Consider the following 17935-nt stretch of genomic DNA (forward strand, 5'->3'; position numbering starts at 1 on the left):
GCGAAGAGGAGGGACTTGACAAACATTACCGTATCTCACTCCGTTCGGGGTGACACTGCAGGCTACGCACCGGCACTGTTGCTCTCCACACCACTGGCCCGCGGGCCATAACATACCCAGCATGACACGGGGGCGCCGCAGGCCCATGTCATCCTACGCCGCGCCACCGCAGGCCCATGTCATCCTGAGCGGAGCCGGAGGCGGAGCGAAGGATCTTCACGGGTACAGGGAGATGCGTCGCTGCGCTCCTGAGAAACAAGCCGTGTTGTCGGCTCCAGCGTGTCCTCTGTCATTCCGAACGGAGCGGAGCGGAGTGAGGAATCTGCCCTGATCCGCACGGAAGACCCCTCACGGCGTGTACCCTGAGCGTAGTCGAAGGGTTCAGGGTGACCGTGCAGGCTACGCACCGGCACTGTTGCTCTCCACACCACTGGCCCGCAGGCCATTTGATACTCAGGGCGACACAAACATCGGGAAACGTACGTTACACACTAATCAGTGTGGTTTCGCTGAGGCGCAAAGCCAGCTTTGCTAGCTTTGGGTCGGATCCGCATTGCATGAGGGCTTCACAACGAACCAGCGAGCACCACGGTTGTCCCCGGCGTGGCACTGCCGCCATCGGGTTCGATCGTGACCATGACGCGTTGGAACGCATTGACTTCGCGTGGTGCTTGCACGACCAGGCGGGCAATGCCCGTGTGATCAACCTGGAAGGTTCCTGCGGCTACTTCACTCGAGCCATCAGCGAGCCAGAATTGATAGACCTCGCCCGTCTCCAGGGTGGGCAGCCCACTGAAGAGCACGACGGCGTTTGGTTCACCAGGATACATATACATTTCACCACGTGCGCTCGCGTCGGGGCGTGCAGGGACTAGTTCGCGGGTTGCAACCCCGGGCGCACTCACAAAGGTGACAATTTGCTGGTCGTACGCCAGACGTGCATTGAGTTGCCCGATCCGATCCTCACTGGCGAGCCACTGGTCGCTGATTGCGAGCCACTGGTCCTGGCTAGCGGCAAGTTGCCCCGATAACGTTTCCTGGCGGGCCTGAGTTTCGGTCAGGCTCTGCTGCAATTCGGCGATGGCCGTGGTCAACTCACGGTTAGCCTCATCAAGGCGGCGTACGGTGCTACTCAACATGAGTGTCAGGTTCCCCAGGGCAAAGACAATGACGGCCAGGACGACCGCAAACCCTGGCAGCATCCACCGGCGCATGTGCCGCCCTACCCGTGGGGCCGCTGCCGAGGGCGCGGGCGCCTGCAGACGGGTCGCGCGATCAGCCTCGACACGGGCAAAGAGTTGTGTTTTGACGTGGGCTGGCGGTTCCGCGGCAAGGGTTGCATAGGGTAACAGCGCTGCCACCTCGCGCAACTGCCGTAACTCCTTCTGATGGGCCGGCGAGGTTGCCAGTAAAGCCTCGAGTTCCGCCTGCTCATCAAGGTCGAGTGCCCCCAGGGCAAATGCAGCGAGCAGGCTATCAGCTTCATGACCCTCTGCGGATGGATTTTCTATCTGGTCATGTTTGTTCATGAACGGCTACACATTCTAGCGGTCGTCGAGGCTTATGCCTTGATCTTGCAAGGCTCCTTTGAGTTTCTGCAGGGCCAGCCTGATCCTGGTTTTCACCGTACCAAGCGGATGTTCAAGTTGATCGGCAATTTCACGCTGTGAGAGACCGCCGAAATAGGCCATTTCAATCACCTGACGCTGGTCAGAAGGCAATTCACCGAGCGCATGGATGATCAAGCGTCGCCGTTCAGCATCCCAGGTCACATCATCTACTGCGGGCTGAAGATCAGGGATGCTCAGCAGGATCTGGTCGTCGTCTCCCCCGGTTGCTGGGCGCGCCTGGCGACGGCGTAACTCATCAATGCACAGGTTGCGTGCAATACCAAACAGCCAGGGTAAAAACTGGCTACTTCCATGACGAAACGTGCTGGCGCGCCGCCACACACGCCAGAAAGTCTCCTGGACAATATCTTCAGCCTGTTCGGCATTCTTGACAATGCGCACTGCTAACCCATAGACCACACGACTGTAACGATGATACAGTACTTCGAGAGCCTGATTGTCACCCGTAGCTACCTTGACAATCAACACTTCATCGCTGATCTGGGCCTGTTCAGTTCTTTGTTCGGACGTGCCAGTCACGATCACTCCGTGATCTCTACTCTCTTTACGTACCATGCTCTTGCACTGGATGTATCCCAGCACGGTGCATTTTTTTCAAAGTGCGCGTATTATACACGAAGGCACGATCTTTCTGGATCATGCATCCTCAAATCTGGTAGAATAATGGGCAAAGCTTGTGCAAAATACGTACACGGTGCATAATGTAAAGAGGAAGCTACCAACTTGACAGTTGGTTTGTTCATGTTATACTTCTGATTGTGATATAATACACAATCAGGCAATGTGCTGTACCAGACACACGACCTGGCCCACAGTACAGGCCCTGACAGACGACCGTTCCGGACGCCTGCAGGCCCGAGAGAGGAACTGCCTGATGGCAATGTATCAATCAACTTCGAGCGGAGCGGACGTCAGTGTGACAGTTGGGCCACGTACCAGCAATGGTGACGGCTATGCGCAGTTGTCACGTTCCAACTCGGTGAATACTATTGTTGAACTCTTTGAGCGTGCGCAGCTCACGGCTGATCTCTATGCTGTTGAGCATTTGCTGCTTGAGCATACCGCTTCACGTTCGTTGTTGATCGCGTCGGCCAGTACCCATACGATTCGCTCAGGCGGGAAACGTCTGCGGGCGGCGCTGGCTCTGCTTGCCGCTCGCCTCGGCCAGTACTCGCTGCCTAATGTGATCCATGCGGCTGCCGCCGTTGAGTTGATCCAGGCCGCTTCGCTTGTCCACGATGATCTGGTTGACCAGGCGGCACGGCGGCGAGGCCGCATCACCGTGCATGCGCGCTGGGATAATGACGTGGCTTTGATGGTCGGCGACTATTTTTTTGCGCTTGCTGCTGCCGAAATGGGGCGCAGCCCCGACTCGCGCATTATTGGCTATTATGCCCACGCGGTGCAGACGATTGTTGAAGGTGAACTGAGCCCCGTTACCGTGGTTGAGCCAACCGAGCTTGCACTTGAGCAATATTATTATAAGACCGGGGCCAAGACAGCCTCGCTCTTTGAGGCAGCCTGTAAGTCTGGGATGGCCGCTGGTGGTGGGAGTGAGCAGCAGATCGCTGCGCTTGGCCGGTATGGCTTTGACCTCGGGGTCGCTTTTCAGATTATTGATGATGTGCTCGATTTCACTGGTGATGAGCAGACGCTGGGCAAGCCGGCTGGCAATGATCTGCGTCAGGGTACGATTACCCTCCCGCTGATCCTGGCTCTGTCCCGTACCAAGAGTCCGACGCTCCGCACGTTTCTTGAGCACGCGCAACCTTCTGATGCACAGGTCGAGGCGGTGATTAGCGAGGTGCTCGCCTCCGGAGGAGTCGATGCGGCGATTGCCGAGGCACGGCGGTTTATCAGTCAGGCTGTCGCGCAACTGGCCGAGTTTCCTCCCTCGGTGGCCCATCGTGGTCTGGTCGAACTCGCGATGTTTGTCCTTGACCGTAAGGCCTGAGCGACTCTGTTGAGTCCTCGATGCCATATAAATCCGTTGGAATTGGTACCAGGTGACGGGCGGAATATGCTACACTATAGCCATGAATCGCCTGGCATCTCAGCACAGAATATCCCGTACCCAGGCGTCATACCCACTGGCTGTGCAGGGTGTGGCGCTGCTTGCGCTGGTGGCGATCATCATCGCTGCTCTGGGTCTTGATCTGCCGCCTGTTCGCCTTGGGGCTCTGGCAGGGGTTTGTCTTGCCCACGGGCTTGCGCTGGCGCTGGTGCCCGCCCGTCGTTTACCCCGCTGGGCCCAGGTGCTCTACCTCTTGGCTCAGGTTGGCATGGCAAGTGTGGCGCAGATGCTTGCCCCCGCTGGACTCACCGGCTTTGTCTACCTTGCCGTTGTGCTTCAGGCCATGGTGCTCTTTCCCCTCTGGCTCTGGATTCCCTTTGCCCTCAGCATTTATGCCGTCTGGAGCGGCATGCTTCTGATGGCGACCGCCAGTTTTGTGACCTGGCTTCAAGGGAATCTGGCCCTCGCTTTTCCTGCAACCTGTGCCATGATTGCCGTTATCCTCTATCTGCGCCAGCAACGCCGCAGCGAGCAGGTGCAGCAGATGCTGCTGCAAGTTCAGCAGCACTACGATCAGTTGACAAGCAGTCTGCGCGATGTGCAGCAGTATACGATGCTTGAAGAACGCCACCGCCTGACCCAGACGATTGTCCAGGAAGTTCAGGTGGCCCTCAGTCGTACCGAGCAACATGTCAATAGCGCCTTGAACCTGGCCCAGGCGAATCTTTCTCGCTTGGAGATGATGGTCGGTCAGACCCGTACGTCGGCGTCGCAGGCCGTTGACCGCCTGCGCGGGGCCGTCGCTGCGCTACGTGGCGATGATCCTGCGCAACAACCAGTCCCGGTTTTGCCCTCGATGCTCTTTGCCAATGATGAACTGGTGCTCAATGGCCGCCCTGCAACCGTGCTGACGTGGACCCTCCCTTCCGTCTTTGTGGTGATGGCCGCCGGGTTGACCTTGATGCGCCACGACTTTAGTCTTGTGCTTGTGCTGACTTTGTTGATCGGCTCGCTGCTGCTTTTGTTCGTCTATGTGGCGACACAGCGCACCCGGCATGCACTCTTGTTTCAGATCGGCCTCTTTGTTCAGGTGCTCGTCATTCTTGCGATGACGACCATGACCCATACCGTGCCCCTCTTGATCGGGCTTCTGCTGGTGCTCTGGCAGCTTTCGTTGCGCCTTTCGCTGGTGCAGGTGCTCCTCTATTTGATCGGTTTGCCGACCATTGCGGCGTTGCTGGTGGCCCGCCTTGATCCCGTGGAACTCAGCAGCGAAGCCTTGATGATGGGGGTGGTGGCAACGGTCGCGGTGGGCGGGCCGCTGCTGCTGGCTCGCTCCCAGCTTGATCGGCGCAAGCAGACCGAGTTGCGTCTTTCGTTGCTCAATGCCGAGGTTGAACAACAGATGGCCGAGGTGCGTGCGCTGGCCGTGGCCGCCGAGCGCGCCCGGATGGCCCGTGAAGTTCACGATGAGCTTGGTTCACGCTTGATGCTTGTTAGTCTCCAGTTGCAACTCGCCGAGGAACTTGCCGCTGAAGATGCACAGGCGGCCCTTGAACAGTTGCAGATCAGCCGTGAGCATCTGCGCAATGCGTGGTCTAGCGTACGCAGTGTCGCCGACGCCGAGTTGCCTTTTGCCGCTGGGATCGGCACGCTCTATATGGCCCTGATGGAACTGGTACAATGTTCACATGATGCAATCTCGTTGGTCTGCGAGGGTGACCTTGATGATCTGCCGTTCGCTGTGGTGACGACGATCTATCGTACGGTTCAGGAGGGTCTGACGAATGCCCGTAAGTATGCACCCGGGGCCACCGTGAGCGTCTCTATCGTTAGCCTTAACGCATATGTGACCGTGACCCTGACCAATGCAGCGGCAGATACGGCAGCGTTGTCGTTCTCACCCCGGCATACGGGTGGCGGTTTTGGCCTGGTGGGTCTGCGTGAGCGGGTCGAAGCCCTTGGTGGTGGCCTTGAAGCCGCGCCAAGCGCTGAGGGTGGCTGGCGTGTACGGGTGGTGCTGCCTGCGTAGTGGTGGGTAGCAGGGACGAGGAACGGCAATGCCCGAGAAAATTCGTGTCCTGATCGTCGATGACCAGGCTTTGATCCGTACGGGGATTGCGACGTTGCTTGCGCGTAAACCCGATATTGAAGTTGTTGGACAGGCCGGCAATGGGGCCGAGGCACTTGCCCAGGTTGATGCGCTTGATCCCGACGTGGTCTTGATGGATTTGCAAATGCCCGGTATGGACGGTATCGAGGCCACCCGTCGTCTGACGGCGGTTGCTCGCCGCCCCGTCGTGCTGATTTTGACCACCTTTCGCGATGATGAGCATATCTTGCAAGGGCTTGCCGCCGGTGCCAGGGGTTATCTGCTCAAAGATATGGATCATCGTTCGCTCGCCGAAGCGGTGCGGACGGTCGCCGCTGGTGGCGCGCTGTTGCATCCCGAGATTACGGCCCAACTCTTGCCCTACCTCGGCAAACTGGTTCCTGCACAACCTGACCCTGCCCGTGAACTTGACCCTAGCGGCCCCGATCGCCTGGCCCTCTTAACCGAACGCGAACGGCGCATCCTTGGCATGCTCGCTCATGGCCTGACGAATCAGGAGATCAGCGATCAACTCACGATCAGCATTGGTACCGTGAAAAATCATATCAGTAGCATCCTTAGCAAACTCGCTGTACGTGACCGAACGCAAGCCGCCCTCTGGGCCCGTCAGCATGGTCTGTAGCCGCCAGTGCTATAATCAAGAAGGTTTTGCGCTGTTCGTCTGACGAGGAGTGATTGACATGAATGAAGGCAATGCTATGCCTGAGCCCGCCGATGCTGAACTTGACCGGCTCTGTGCTACGGCTATTCGTGCGCTTGCGATTGATGGTGTTCAACAAGCGAATAGTGGACACCCTGGGCTGCCACTCGGAATCGCCGACGCGGCCTATATTCTCTGGACGCGCTTTCTCAAGCATAATCCTGAAGATCCAACCTGGGTTGACCGTGACCGGTTTGTGCTCTCAGCAGGGCATGGCTCGATGTTGCTCTATGCGCTCTTGCACCTGACTGGCTACGATCTCTCGCTCGATGAACTGCGCAATTTTCGTCAGTGGGGCACCCGCACCCCCGGCCATCCTGAGTATCATGATACGCCTGGGGTCGAGACAACCACTGGCCCACTTGGGCAGGGTTTCGCAACCGCCGTTGGCATGGCCCTCGCCGAGCGCTGGCTTGCCGAGCAGTTCAATCGTCCCGGCCTTCCGCTTGTTGACCATGCGACCTATGTGCTCTGTTCGGATGGCGATCTGATGGAGGGCGTCTCGCACGAGGCGGCGAGCCTGGCCGGTCATCTCAGGCTTGGCAAGCTGATTGTGCTTTATGATGCCAATAAGATTTCGCTTGATGGCGACCTCGATCTCTCCTTCTCTGAAGATGTCCGGCTTCGCTTCGAGGCGTATGGCTGGCAGGTGCTTGAGGTTGATGGGCATCATATGGGTGAGATCGCGCTGGCACTTGCTGAGGCCAAGGAAGAGACCGGACGCCCTTCGTTGCTCATTGCCGAAACCCAGATTGGCTTTGGGAGCCCCAATAAAGCAGGAACCCACAAGGCGCACGGTGAGCCCCTTGGCGTTGATGAGGTGCGCCTGACCAAGCAGCAACTGGGGTGGCCGACCGAGCCGGCCTTCTTTGTGCCTGAGCAGGTCTATGAGCATATGCAACTCGCGGTTGAAGTCGGCCTTACCCGTCAACGTGAGTGGGAGGCGATGGTGGCCCGTTATAAGACCGGCCATCCCGAGCTCTATGCCCGTTGGGAGCAGATGCAAGCCCGAGTTTTGCCTGCTGTCTGGGAAGAAGTGTTGCCCCACTTTGCCCCAACCGAGAAAGCCGGTGGCACCCGAGTCGCTGCGGGCAAGACGCTCAATGCGCTCGCCGAGGTGATTCCCTCGATCATGGGCGGCTCGGCTGATCTCCATAGCTCGAATAATACCTTGCTGGCCGGTTCGCCACCGTTGTCGGGGGCCAGTTTTGCTGGGCGCAATATCTACTTTGGCGTACGTGAACACGCGATGGGCGCGGCGTTGAACGGTATGGCGCTCCACGGCGGGTTTATTCCCTACGGCGGCACGTTTCTCGTCTTTAGCGACTATATGCGCCCCGCCATTCGCCTCGCTGCGCTGATGGGCCTCCAGGTGATCTATGTCTTTACCCACGATAGTGTTGGTCTGGGGGAGGATGGCCCGACGCATCAACCGGTCGAGCATGTGATGAGTCTGCGGCTCATTCCCAACCTGCATGTCTACCGGCCCGGCGACGCCAATGAAGCAGCGCAGGCCTGGCGTGCCGCGCTGGAACGGCGTACTGGCCCTACGGCTCTGATTCTGTCGCGCCAGAATGTGCCAACGCTTGACCGCAGCAATGGTCTTGCCCCTGCCGCCGGAACGCTGCGAGGGGCCTACGTGCTCCGCGATGATCCCGAGGCCAAAGTCATTCTGCTGGCAAGTGGCTCGGAGTTGCCGCTGGCGATGCAGGCGGCTGATTTGCTCGCCGAACGTGGCTTGGCGGCACGGGTGGTGAGCATGCCCTGCTGGGAGGCGTTCGAGGCGCAGCCCGAGAGCTACCGCCACGAGGTTTTGCCGCCCCAGATGCGTGCGCGGGTCGCGATGGAGGCCGGACGTACGATGGGCTGGGAGCGTTACGTTGGATCCGAGGGCGTCGTGATTGGGGTTGACCGTTTTGGGGCCTCGGCCCCCTATCCTGAAATCTTCACCCGCCTCGGGCTTACCGCCGAGGCCATGTGTGAGGCTGCGTTGCACGTGACCAGTCACGTCCGCCCTACCCCTGAAGTGTAGGCCTGCTGCATACGCAACGCATCACCTGGTGTAGGGCGCAAGCCCTACACCAGGTCGTGCGTATGCAAAAAACGCCTCACCCGCTCGCGGAAAGAGGAAGGGTTGCGCCAGGCGATCAGGTGCCCCGCTTCGGCTTCATAGACGAGGCGTGCGCCCCGGATGCCGGTGACAATCACCCGTGCTTGCGCGTCGGGCACAAACGCATCCTTGCCCCCCTGGAAGACGATGGTCGGCACCTTGATTGATGGCAGGCAGGGCGCGACAATTGTCCGTGAAGCCGCCATCAATTCAATTGCGCGCTCGATCCGATCATTCAAGACTGGCCACCACGCCTCGCCATGCTGGCGCGCCATATACCGGTGCCACGATGGCGACATGTTGGCGGTGCTGTGGTGATGCGCATCAACCGTCGCGGTCGTCACCTGATGAAAGACGCCGTCTAGGATCAGTGCGGCGACCAGGTCGGGCCGGTGGCAGACTGCGTTGAGTGCGGTAATGCCCCCGGCGCTCATGCCAAAGAGCGGCACCGGTGTGGCAAAAAGTTGTTCAAGCAGATCGGCTAAGGCTTCGCCCTGCATCGCAAAGTAGCGCGTGCTAAAGAGCCCCTCGGGACGGGCCGATTGCCCATGCCCAAGCAGATCGACACTAATGACCTGATGCTCGTCGGCAAACCGCGCCGCGAGCCGCTCCTGGGTTGCTGCACTATAGGTGTTGCCATGCAGCAGTACCAGGGGCGCACCGCTGCCAACTTCAAGATAATGAAGCGCCCCGTGGCGCGTCGAAGCAACGTTCACCGCTAACTTACCTTTTTCGCCAGAGGCTGATGGCAATCACAACCCCGATCACCAGCGCGAGCAGACTGAGTCCAATTGGCAACCATGGCGTTTCGAGCGTCATCGCTGAAACTGGTACGGCCCCCGAAGAGATAGGAATGCCCGATCCGAGAGCACGCCGGTCTTCACGGGTCGCATCAAAGCGTGCGGTGCGACTGCAGAGGTCGGTCGTCAACTGACCATCCGTTGTCTGTGCGTAGATCAGGTACTGCTCTCCTTCTGCAAACGGGAAGCCACATGCGGCACTGCTCCCTGGCGTTGTCAGCGTCACCTGCCCTTCTAACTCACTCTTCCAGCGTCGTTCAAGTGCCACAGTGACCAGCAGTTCCTCTTCGTCGCCGACAATGCTGATGACCCGCCCACTAAAGACTGCTGCTGCTTCTTCAAATGCCTGTCGTGGCGATGGCACCGGCGCACAGGAACAGGCATACGCTACCTGTGGTGCGCCAATGATGCCGAAACTTGCCAGGGCAACCAGCAAGACCCCGACCACTGCGAGCCTTCGTCGTACCCAGTCTACTATGTTATGCTCCACACCATCACTCCCACCGCCGGTAGTCCCGTCAGCGGGAGTGAACCGGCTTCAACTCTTGTTTCCGTTTCCCCAAGCAGATCGTAGGCAAAGGCACCATCAGGCACGCCGGCATGGCGCACTGGCAAGCTCTTCAGCCCATCATCAGCGCGGCGGGCGACAATAATCAAGCGCTCTTCTGCTACCTCGCGTTGATACGCCACCGTATGCCCGCCAGCATAGAGCACCTGAAAGCCTCCCCGTCGCAAGGCCAGACTCGTGCGTCGTAGCCGAATAAGCTGTTGAAAAAAGGCCCGCAATTCGTGGTTCCAGGTCGTTGGGTCCCACTCCATACAGCGACGGCAATCCGGGTCAACCAGGCCTTCCAGCCCCAGTTCATCGCCGTAATAGATGCACGGAACCCCTGGGTAGGTCAGCAACAGGGCCACGGCAATCCTGACGAGGCGCAGGTCGCCCCCAAGCAGACTCCGCAACCGGGCCGTATCGTGGCTCCCCAAAAGATTGAATTGCTGGGTCACGATCTGCCAGGGAATGGCGGCGCGAAAGGCTTGCCACTGGGCAACCATGTCCTCGGTTGACATTGGCAACACATCGGCCCAGGGGCGATCTTGCACCGAGGCAAGCTCGAAGCCCGCCAACCAGCGCCAGACGGGAAAGGTAAACCCCTGATAATTCATCGAGGCATCAAGTTCTTGCCCTTGCAGATGCGGTGTCCCGTCAAAAAAATGCTCCCCGAGCAGATAAGCCTCTGGTTGTTCGGCTTTGATCGCCCGACGGATGCCGCGCCCGATCTTATGCCCAAGATTGAGCGGTCCCTGCCGCCCAAGCATGTTGGCGACATCAATGCGCCAGCCATCAATCGCATAAGGTGGGCGGAGCCAGTGCCGCATAATGGCGTTTTCACCGGCATACATCAACTCACGCAGCCGTTCACTCCGGTAATCGAGCTTGGGCAGCGTATCAACGCCCAGCCAGCTCTCATACTCATCAGGATGGCGGCGAAAGGTAAAAAACTCAGCTGTGGGTGCAGCGGGGTCGGCCTGCGCTGCCACAAACCAGGGATGGGTCGCGCCGCAGTGATTCGGCACAATATCGAGGATCAGGCGCATCCCGCGGGCCGTCAGCGCCTCGCGCAACGCAACCAACGCAGCCTCGCCGCCAAGATGCGGGTCAATCGTCGCATAATCAGCGACGTCATATTTGTGGTTACTGGGGGCCGTAAAGATTGGATTGAGATAAATGGCATTGACTCCCAGATCGGCGAGGTAGTCGAGCCGTTGGGTAATCCCCTGCAGATCGCCGCCAAAAAACTCACCCGAGCTATGCTCGCGGCGTGGCATTTCGCCCCACTGTCGTGCGACCACCGACTTGCCCATGTAGACATACTGCCCATCACGGACATTATTTGTCGGATCACCGTCAGCAAACCGATCGGGAAAGATCTGGTAAAAAACAGCACCTTCTAACCATGCCGGGGCATGATAATCGGCTAAAAGCTTGAAGTCATTGGTATCCGTAGGATAATGGGGCACAAGCCCAGCGGCGTTATACCAGAGATTGCCACTATGCAGCGTCCGCAGCAAAAACCGATAGCCGGTCGAAAGCATGCGCAATGGCAATTCGATCCGCCACCAGCGACAGACGCTATCCGCCCCGGCTGGCTCCATTGGCACAATCGTCTGTTCGCCATCGGGGCAACTACGCAGATAGACGGCGGTGAGCGGTGCATCAAGCGCCGCACGCAAACGCAGCGTTGCTGTTGCCCCGAGACGCTGTTCAGCCACCTCGACATAGAGTGGTGAGCCATCGTGATGCACCGACTCAGTCCAATTGATCATATACAAGGCCTTTCGGCGTAGCTCCATGAACCGTTAGCCCAGGGCTGTATAGCCTCGTTCAAGGCGGGCAAGGGTGCGTTCACGGCCCAGGGCCACGAGCATCTCAAAGAGCGGCGGTGCGACCGTACGTCCACTGACGGCGACACGGATCGCGCCAAAGAGCGGCCCAGGTTTCACCTCGAGGCGTGCGACCAGCGCACGCAACGCCGCTTCCACCTGCTCGATACCCCAGATCTTAACCTGACTCAGCGCTTCATGGGCCGCCCGCAAAAGCTCGGCCGTCTGGGCGGCCTCCATCTTTTTGGGTACCAGGAGGGCCGGATCATACCCCTCGGGGCCAGGGCTTGGTTCGCGGAAGAAGAATTCGAGCAAGTCCGGCGCTTCGCTCAGTTCGACCAACCGCTCGTGGATCAACGGCGTCAAGCTGACCACATAGGCACGCTCGTCGGCGGTCGGCGGATCAGCAATCAGGCCAGCCTTGGTCAGATACGGCAACAACCGTTCGGCAACCTGCTCGGTCGTCAGGCGCCGGATATAGAGCCCATTCAGATCCTTGAGTTTATCGGGATTCCAGCGTGCTGGCGAGGGTTGCACGCGCTCAATCGTGAACCGCTCGATAATCTCGTCGCGGGACATCAATTCCGTATGGTCGTCGTAGCTCCACCCTTGCAACGCGAGATAGTTGAACATCGCCTCGGGCAGGTAGCCGCGTTCCCAGAAACGGTTCGTTAAGATATCATCTTTGCGTTTCGAGAGCTTGCCCTTGCCGTCCTGGCGCAAAATGACGGGTAGGTGGGCAAAGACGGGCAAATTCCAGCCAAAGGCATGGTAGAGCAGCACATGATAGGGCGTCGAGGGCACCCACTCTTCAGCGCGCATCACGTGGGTAATCTGCATCAGATGGTCATCAACGAGGTGGGCAAAATGGTAGACGGGCATCCCACTCGCTTTGATCAAGACAATATCCTGCAACTGGGAGTGTTGCACCACGATCTGATCGCCGCCGCGCACCAGATCCTGAAACCGGGTTTCACCCTCAAGCGGCGTCTTCAGGCGAATGGTAAAAGGCCGCCCACGGGCCGCCATTTCTTGCTGCTGTTCGAGGGGCCACGCGCGCTCGGGACCACGGAAACGAAACGACTTGATGCCCTGCGCTTCGGCAGCGGCGCGCATCTGCGCCAGTTCTTCTTCAGTTGTAAACGACATATAGGCCAGGCCCGCCTCGAGCAACTGCGTGCTATATGTCGCATAGATGCCCTCGGCGTGACGTTGCGACTGCACATATGGGCCAAACGGGCCGCCTATGTCAGGGCCTTCATCCCAATCAAGGCCAGCCCAACGTAGCGATGCCATAATATCAGCGGCAGCATCATCAACAAAACGCTTCTCGTCCGTGTCCTCAATGCGTAGCACAAACTGGCCCCCGTAATGGCGGGCAAAGAGCCAGTTGAAAAGTGCCGTACGCACACCACCAATATGCAGATAACCAGTCGGACTCGGGGCAAAACGCACCCGTACCGGGCCAGAAACAACACTCATAGCGATCTCATTGCTCCTGCATCACCAGCCAGACGAACCCTGCCAACCAAGCGCAGGCGTTGCCCCGTAACAGGGCCATACCATACCCATTATACGCCACATAGCCATCAAGGCTACCGCAATGTTGCCCAGGCACCTTTGAGAGTGGCCTGAGCAACCTGGGCGCTCCCAAAAGGATCGCTCAAACAGTCGTATCTGGAGCACCGGCAAACAGTTGCGCAACCTCGACCGTGATCGGAAAATGGAGTGGCGTCAGGGCTTCTCCAACTCTGACCAGGTGGGTTGCCGTATAGTCGCCAAGCCCGCTTGGCTATTGGCTGGCATACTTCATGATAATTCTGGCCCCGAGTGAAGTCAAATATGCTATAATCAACCTTCGGAACGCTCTGCAACGCGCTACGAGATTGACGTAATGTGCCAGCCTGGCTGGCATCTTTTGTCAGTATGCCATGCATTCCTGTAGGAGGTTGTGCCTCCCCTTCCCGGAGTAAAAAGTGCCAGCTCGTCCTTTCCTCAAGTGGGCCGGTGGTAAAGGTCAGTTGCTGGCCGAATTGACGGCACGCTTGCCAATGACGTTTGAGCGCTACCACGAGCCTTTTGTTGGCGGTGGGGCTTTCTTTTTTCATCTCTGGAATCATGGTCTGCTGGCCCATGGCGCGGTCTTGAGCGACTCGAATCCTGAGTTGATCGATTGTTATGAGGTTGTTCGCGAGCACGTTGAAGACTTGATTGAGCTACTTGTCGCGATGCGGGTTCATTTCGCTGATCGTGACTTCTTCTACGAAGTCCGGTCGTGGGATCGCCAGGCGAACTTTCATCTCCGCCCCAAAGTTGAACGAGCCGCCCGCACCATCTTTCTCAATCGCACGTGCTATAACGGTCTCTATCGGCTCAATAATAAGCGTCAGTTCAATGCTCCCTTTGGACACTACAAAAAGCCTTTGATTGTCGATCCTGATAATATGCGTGAAGTGAGTCGCGCTTTGCGTGAGGTTGAGCTACGGGTTGAGCATTTTGATGGGGTGTTGCAGCGTGCCCGGCCCGATGATTTGATCTATTTCGATCCTCCGTATGTGCCTGTGAGTCCTACATCCTCGTTTACCGCCTATACGCACCGCGGTTTCACTGAAGTGGAGCAGCGTGAACTGGCTCATACCTTCTTTGCGCTGGCCGAGCGTGGCTGTGCCGTGATACTTTCGAATTCGCACACGCCGCTCGTGGCTGAGCTTTATGCGCCTGCGACGACCAACGATATCGTGATGGCGAGCCGCAAGATTAACTGTGATGGCAAAAAGCGCGGTGAGGTCGCCGAGATGATTGTCTGTAGTTTTCCGGTGGGCCTGGTGCAACCCCGCCGGGTTGCGCTGCTTGCTCAGCCGGTGGGGCTGACCGGCAAGTAGCAGTATGCACATTCTGCATCTCAATCAGCTCTACAATCCTGCCTCGGGTGCCTCGCGCTATTTTCGTGAAATAGGGGCGCGCCTCGTCCGTGAAGGCCATCGCGTGACGCTGCTCAGCACGGATGCCCTGGATCTTGAGTATTTCTGGGATGCCCGTTGCCGCCACGTCGAGCCTGGTGTCACCGAGCAGGATGGGATGCGCATCATTCGTTTCCCTGTGCAGCGGATGCCCGGCCCTTCGCTTGCCTATCAGATCCTCCGTCGGCTGATGGTTGACCTGGGCCGCCTGGGCCAGCCCGTTGCCCCACTTTTGATGCGCCTTGCGACCGTGACCCCGCGCCTCCCCGCGCTTGAACATTTCCTGGCAACGGCCCCCGAACTCGCGGATGTGACGGTGCTGCATACGACGAATATTACGCTCGATTTTGCCGTCATTCCCGCTGCACGCTGGGCCAGGCAGCGTGGCATACGCCATCTCTGTACCCCGTTTGTGCATCTGGGCGAGCCGGGCAAGCGCCAGATTGTGCAGTACTATACGATGCCCCATCAGATCGCGTTGCTGCAAGAGTGCGCGGCGGTTGCAACGATGACGACGCTCGAACGAGACGCGCTTGTTGCGTATGGGGTGCCCGCTGAGCAGGTGCATGTTGTTGGTGCTGGCATTGATCCTGCCGAGGTTGCTGGTGGCGATGGTGAGGCGTTCCGGGCGCACTATCAGATCAGTGGCCCGCTTGTGCTCTCCCTCGGGGCTGCGGCCTACGACAAGGGAACCATTCACGTGCTCGAAGCAATGCAGCGCCTGTGGGCCAGCGGTGTCGAGGCAACCTGGGTGCAGTGCGGGCCACTGCTTGCCCACTTCGAGCACTATTGCAAGCGCTTGCCCGCCGAGGCCAGGGCACGGATCCATGTGCTTGGTTATGTTAGCGACGCAACGCGCCGCGATGCACTGGCTGCCGCAACGGTCTATGCGCAACCATCGCGCACCGACAGCTTTGGCATTAGCTACCTCGAAGCGTGGGCCTATGGTGTGCCCGTTGTTGGCGCACTGGCCGGCGGCGTCCCCGCTGTCATCCGCGATGGCCTTGACGGGATGCTTGTCCCCTTTGGCGACAGCGCCGCACTCGCCGAGGCGCTCAAGCGCTTGCTTAGCGATCCTGGATATGCCCGGCAACTCGGCGCGTCTGGCCAGGCGCGGGTCATGCGCGAGTTGACCTGGGAGGCCGCGTATCAGCGGATACGCGGCCTCTACGAAGCCTCGCTGCAACGTTGAGTGCGCACCTAACGGCTGACTAGAGGAAGATATACTCTCCACTCATCATCTGGTATCACCGTGCCTGTAATATCAATCGTATGCGTCGCAGTGACTTCACTCAATTCGTTGGCAACATTGACGCCAATCGTCTTTGTGCCACTGGTGGGCCAGCTATACGTAACAGTAACCGTCGAACTTGCCGTGACGAGGGTAACGGGTTCAGCTACATCAGTGACTGTTGCGGTATAGGTATAGGGCGATGTCGCCCCGAGCGGCGCAACATCAAAAACAAACGTGTAGGTCATCCCTGCGGTGCCTGTGATTGGCCCTGTGATGTTGAGCTCGCTCAACGGCAGATAGAGCTTTGAGACCTGCGTTGTCGTGCCACTCAGGTAGTTGCTAATCACCCCGGCAGATTGTGTGGTACTACTTGTACGAAGGCCCACCCCTGCTTGCAGAGGTGCGCTCAGCGTGACCGTAAAGGCTCCAGTCTCATCCGCAATCGCCTCACCAAGATAGCTCAGCGTTTCGGCAATCTCGTCGCCATTATCGCTGTAGAGATCGATCAAACATCCGGGACAGGGACTATTGAGTCCACTGGTTCCCCGTACGATGGTTCCATCAATGGACGTAACGCGGGCTGGTTGGAAAGTACGCAGCACTGCGGGTATGCCAGGCCCAAAGGCATAGACTCGCCCAGGGCCACGCTCGACCAGATTGCGTCGCACGGTGATTTGCCCAAAGGTAGGCGAGGTGTCGCTGGCAAGGATCGCAGTCGATTCGTCATCCTCAAACCCAGCCCGACTGCCTGTAATCAGGTTGTCAATGATCTGCGTATTGCTCCCCGAAACTTTGATGCCCTGCCCACAGACGCCCACGGGATTATCGGCGCTGTCAATGCCAATGACATTGTCACGCACTTCGTGGCCGCTGCCAAAGATCTCAATGGCGATAGGTGGCGTATCGTTGAGTGACTGAATGATATGCAAGCCAGCAATGCGATTGCCAATGAGCCGATTATTGCTGCCACTCAAAGCAATGCCCCAGCCCCCGTACCAATTTTGCGGATCAAGGCTGAGCGATCGGAGACACTGCGCCGCTGCAGGCACCTCAGGCACGGTACCATCTGCCCGTGTGCCAATCAAATTATTCTGAATCGTATTGTTTGTGCGGCTCCCATCAATATTGATGGCACGGGCAAACGCCCCAGCAATGATGTTATTCTGGACGAGGTTGTCATTGGAGGCAATGAAAATACCGCCCCCGGCCATACGATTTGGTTGGGCCGGTGTCCGAAAAACGATGGAGGTACCATCATCGCTCAGACCCATCCAGATCTGCTCGACCGTATTGTCATTCTCTTTCAGAAAGATCGCACCGCCACCCTTAAACGCCAGATGGCGGATCGTATTGCCAGTACTTTCGACCTCCAGGCTGCGGTCATTTGTCGCAAGAATGATCGGTGGCCCATCCGTACGACCCCCTGGTTGCGTTGATCCATCAATCGTTACATCGCCGGTCTTATCAAGAATTGACTGGGTTCTCAGCGTAGGCAACGCCGCATCAATTGGTAGCGTCCATGTCCCACTTACCTCGCGATCTTTATTCGGATCATCATCAGCCAGATTGAAGCGAATTTCGATCGGGCGATCAGCCGGTGGTCGGGCCGCTGCCTCAAGGATCGCACGGCGCAGGGTACATCCATCGGTTGCGGGCACAAAAATAGCCCCGGAGGTGTAGGTACACGTCTTGCGCGCACTGCTACTATCGAGGTCTTCACTGGTATCAACCACGATTACCGTTGTAGCCTGGCTAAGGTTGCCAGCAGTATTTTGCCGTTCTAGCGCAGGGGATTGGGCTTGCGAAGGGGTACGAGCAATGAAGCCAAGGATGAGCACAAGAACTGCAAGCAATGTAACCCACAGCGAACGACGACCGGTTCGATCCTCTGGATAATGCATCTGGGGCACTCTTTGTCTCCTTTGACTTTACGGGGAACGTATGTCCACGCCTATATGGGGGGAAGAGTTCAGCGTTGGGCATCCGCCCCT

13 protein-coding genes are annotated in these 17935 nt (G+C 58.4%); 6 read left to right on the forward strand and 7 right to left on the reverse strand.

Annotated features, from left to right (window positions below; genetic code table 11):
* Positions 1-566: 566 nt before the first annotated feature.
* Together EYB53_RS02320 and EYB53_RS02325 are read right to left on the reverse strand one after the other, a co-directional pair.
* Positions 567-1529 (reverse strand): anti-sigma factor, encoded by a 963-nt coding sequence (locus tag EYB53_RS02320; RefSeq protein ID WP_135476346.1) that lies wholly within the window; start codon positions 1527-1529, stop codon positions 567-569.
* A gap of 15 nt (positions 1530-1544) precedes the next feature.
* On the reverse strand, positions 1545-2150 hold the full coding sequence (locus EYB53_RS02325; RefSeq protein ID WP_371879055.1) for an RNA polymerase sigma factor: 606 nt from the start codon (positions 2148-2150) through the stop codon (positions 1545-1547).
* A 355-nt stretch (positions 2151-2505) separates the two neighbouring features.
* Here EYB53_RS02325 and EYB53_RS02330 point away from each other — a divergent pair, with 355 nt between their 5' ends.
* The 4 genes from EYB53_RS02330 to tkt all read left to right on the forward strand — a co-directional run bounded on the left by EYB53_RS02330 (position 2506) and on the right by tkt (position 8490).
* Positions 2506-3585 carry a polyprenyl synthetase family protein gene (locus EYB53_RS02330; RefSeq protein ID WP_167857223.1) on the forward strand — a complete coding sequence of 360 codons (1080 nt, stop codon included), beginning with the start codon at positions 2506-2508 and terminating at the stop codon, positions 3583-3585.
* A 151-nt stretch (positions 3586-3736) separates the two neighbouring features.
* The gene (locus EYB53_RS02335; protein ID WP_167857224.1) at positions 3737-5677 is read left to right on the forward strand and encodes a sensor histidine kinase; all 1941 of its coding nucleotides are present in this window, start codon (positions 3737-3739) and stop codon (positions 5675-5677) included.
* Positions 5678-5705: 28 nt separating this feature from the next.
* Positions 5706-6380: a response regulator gene (locus EYB53_RS02340; RefSeq protein ID WP_097652435.1), complete on the forward strand. Its 675-nt coding sequence runs from the start codon at positions 5706-5708 to the stop codon at positions 6378-6380.
* A 58-nt stretch (positions 6381-6438) separates the two neighbouring features.
* Complete coding sequence (gene tkt / locus EYB53_RS02345; protein WP_254150845.1) at positions 6439-8490, forward strand: transketolase; 2052 nt, start codon at positions 6439-6441, stop codon at positions 8488-8490.
* A 44-nt stretch (positions 8491-8534) separates the two neighbouring features.
* Here tkt and EYB53_RS02350 read toward each other — a convergent pair whose 3' ends face one another.
* The 4 genes from EYB53_RS02350 to gltX are packed head-to-tail and all read right to left on the reverse strand — an operon-like array spanning position 8535 to position 13232.
* Positions 8535-9284 (reverse strand): alpha/beta fold hydrolase, encoded by a 750-nt coding sequence (locus EYB53_RS02350; RefSeq protein ID WP_135476354.1) that lies wholly within the window; start codon positions 9282-9284, stop codon positions 8535-8537.
* Between the two features lie 7 nt (positions 9285-9291).
* Positions 9292-9858, reverse strand: a complete 567-nt coding sequence (locus EYB53_RS02355; RefSeq protein ID WP_135476356.1) for a hypothetical protein — start codon at positions 9856-9858, stop codon at positions 9292-9294.
* Entirely contained in the window at positions 9843-11693 is a 1851-nt protein-coding gene (gene malZ, locus EYB53_RS02360) for a maltodextrin glucosidase (RefSeq protein WP_254150846.1), read from the reverse strand. Before malZ ends, EYB53_RS02355 begins: the two co-directional genes overlap by 16 nt.
* 33 nt (positions 11694-11726) lie before the next feature.
* Complete coding sequence (gene gltX / locus EYB53_RS02365; RefSeq protein WP_135476359.1) at positions 11727-13232, reverse strand: glutamate--tRNA ligase; 1506 nt, start codon at positions 13230-13232, stop codon at positions 11727-11729.
* A 494-nt stretch (positions 13233-13726) separates the two neighbouring features.
* Here gltX and EYB53_RS02370 point away from each other — a divergent pair, with 494 nt between their 5' ends.
* Entirely contained in the window at positions 13727-14632 is a 906-nt protein-coding gene (locus EYB53_RS02370) for a DNA adenine methylase (RefSeq protein WP_135476362.1), read from the forward strand.
* Positions 14633-14636: 4 nt separating this feature from the next.
* On the forward strand, positions 14637-15902 hold the full coding sequence (locus tag EYB53_RS02375) for a glycosyltransferase family 4 protein (RefSeq protein ID WP_135476364.1): 1266 nt from the start codon (positions 14637-14639) through the stop codon (positions 15900-15902).
* Between the two features lie 8 nt (positions 15903-15910).
* On the opposite strand, the gene EYB53_RS02380 is transcribed toward EYB53_RS02375, so the two are convergent.
* Positions 15911-17845, reverse strand: a complete 1935-nt coding sequence (locus EYB53_RS02380; protein ID WP_135476366.1) for a right-handed parallel beta-helix repeat-containing protein — start codon at positions 17843-17845, stop codon at positions 15911-15913.
* Positions 17846-17935 lie beyond the last annotated feature (90 nt).

Source organism: Candidatus Chloroploca mongolica (assembly GCF_004762035.2).
Classification (GTDB): Bacteria; Chloroflexota; Chloroflexia; order Chloroflexales; family Chloroflexaceae; genus Chloroploca; species Chloroploca mongolica.

Coding starts and splice junctions, on each gene's coding strand:
- EYB53_RS02320 (WP_135476346.1), bottom strand. CDS start 1,529: ATGAACAAACATGACCAGATAGAAAATCCATCCGCAGAGGGTCATGAA.
- EYB53_RS02330 (WP_167857223.1), top strand. CDS start 2,506: ATGGCAATGTATCAATCAACTTCGAGCGGAGCGGACGTCAGTGTGACA.
- EYB53_RS02340 (WP_097652435.1), top strand. CDS start 5,706: ATGCCCGAGAAAATTCGTGTCCTGATCGTCGATGACCAGGCTTTGATC.
- tkt (WP_254150845.1), top strand. CDS start 6,439: ATGAATGAAGGCAATGCTATGCCTGAGCCCGCCGATGCTGAACTTGAC.
- malZ (WP_254150846.1), bottom strand. CDS start 11,693: ATGATCAATTGGACTGAGTCGGTGCATCACGATGGCTCACCACTCTAT.
- gltX (WP_135476359.1), bottom strand. CDS start 13,232: ATGAGTGTTGTTTCTGGCCCGGTACGGGTGCGTTTTGCCCCGAGTCCG.
- EYB53_RS02375 (WP_135476364.1), top strand. CDS start 14,637: ATGCACATTCTGCATCTCAATCAGCTCTACAATCCTGCCTCGGGTGCC.
- EYB53_RS02380 (WP_135476366.1), bottom strand. CDS start 17,845: ATGCATTATCCAGAGGATCGAACCGGTCGTCGTTCGCTGTGGGTTACA.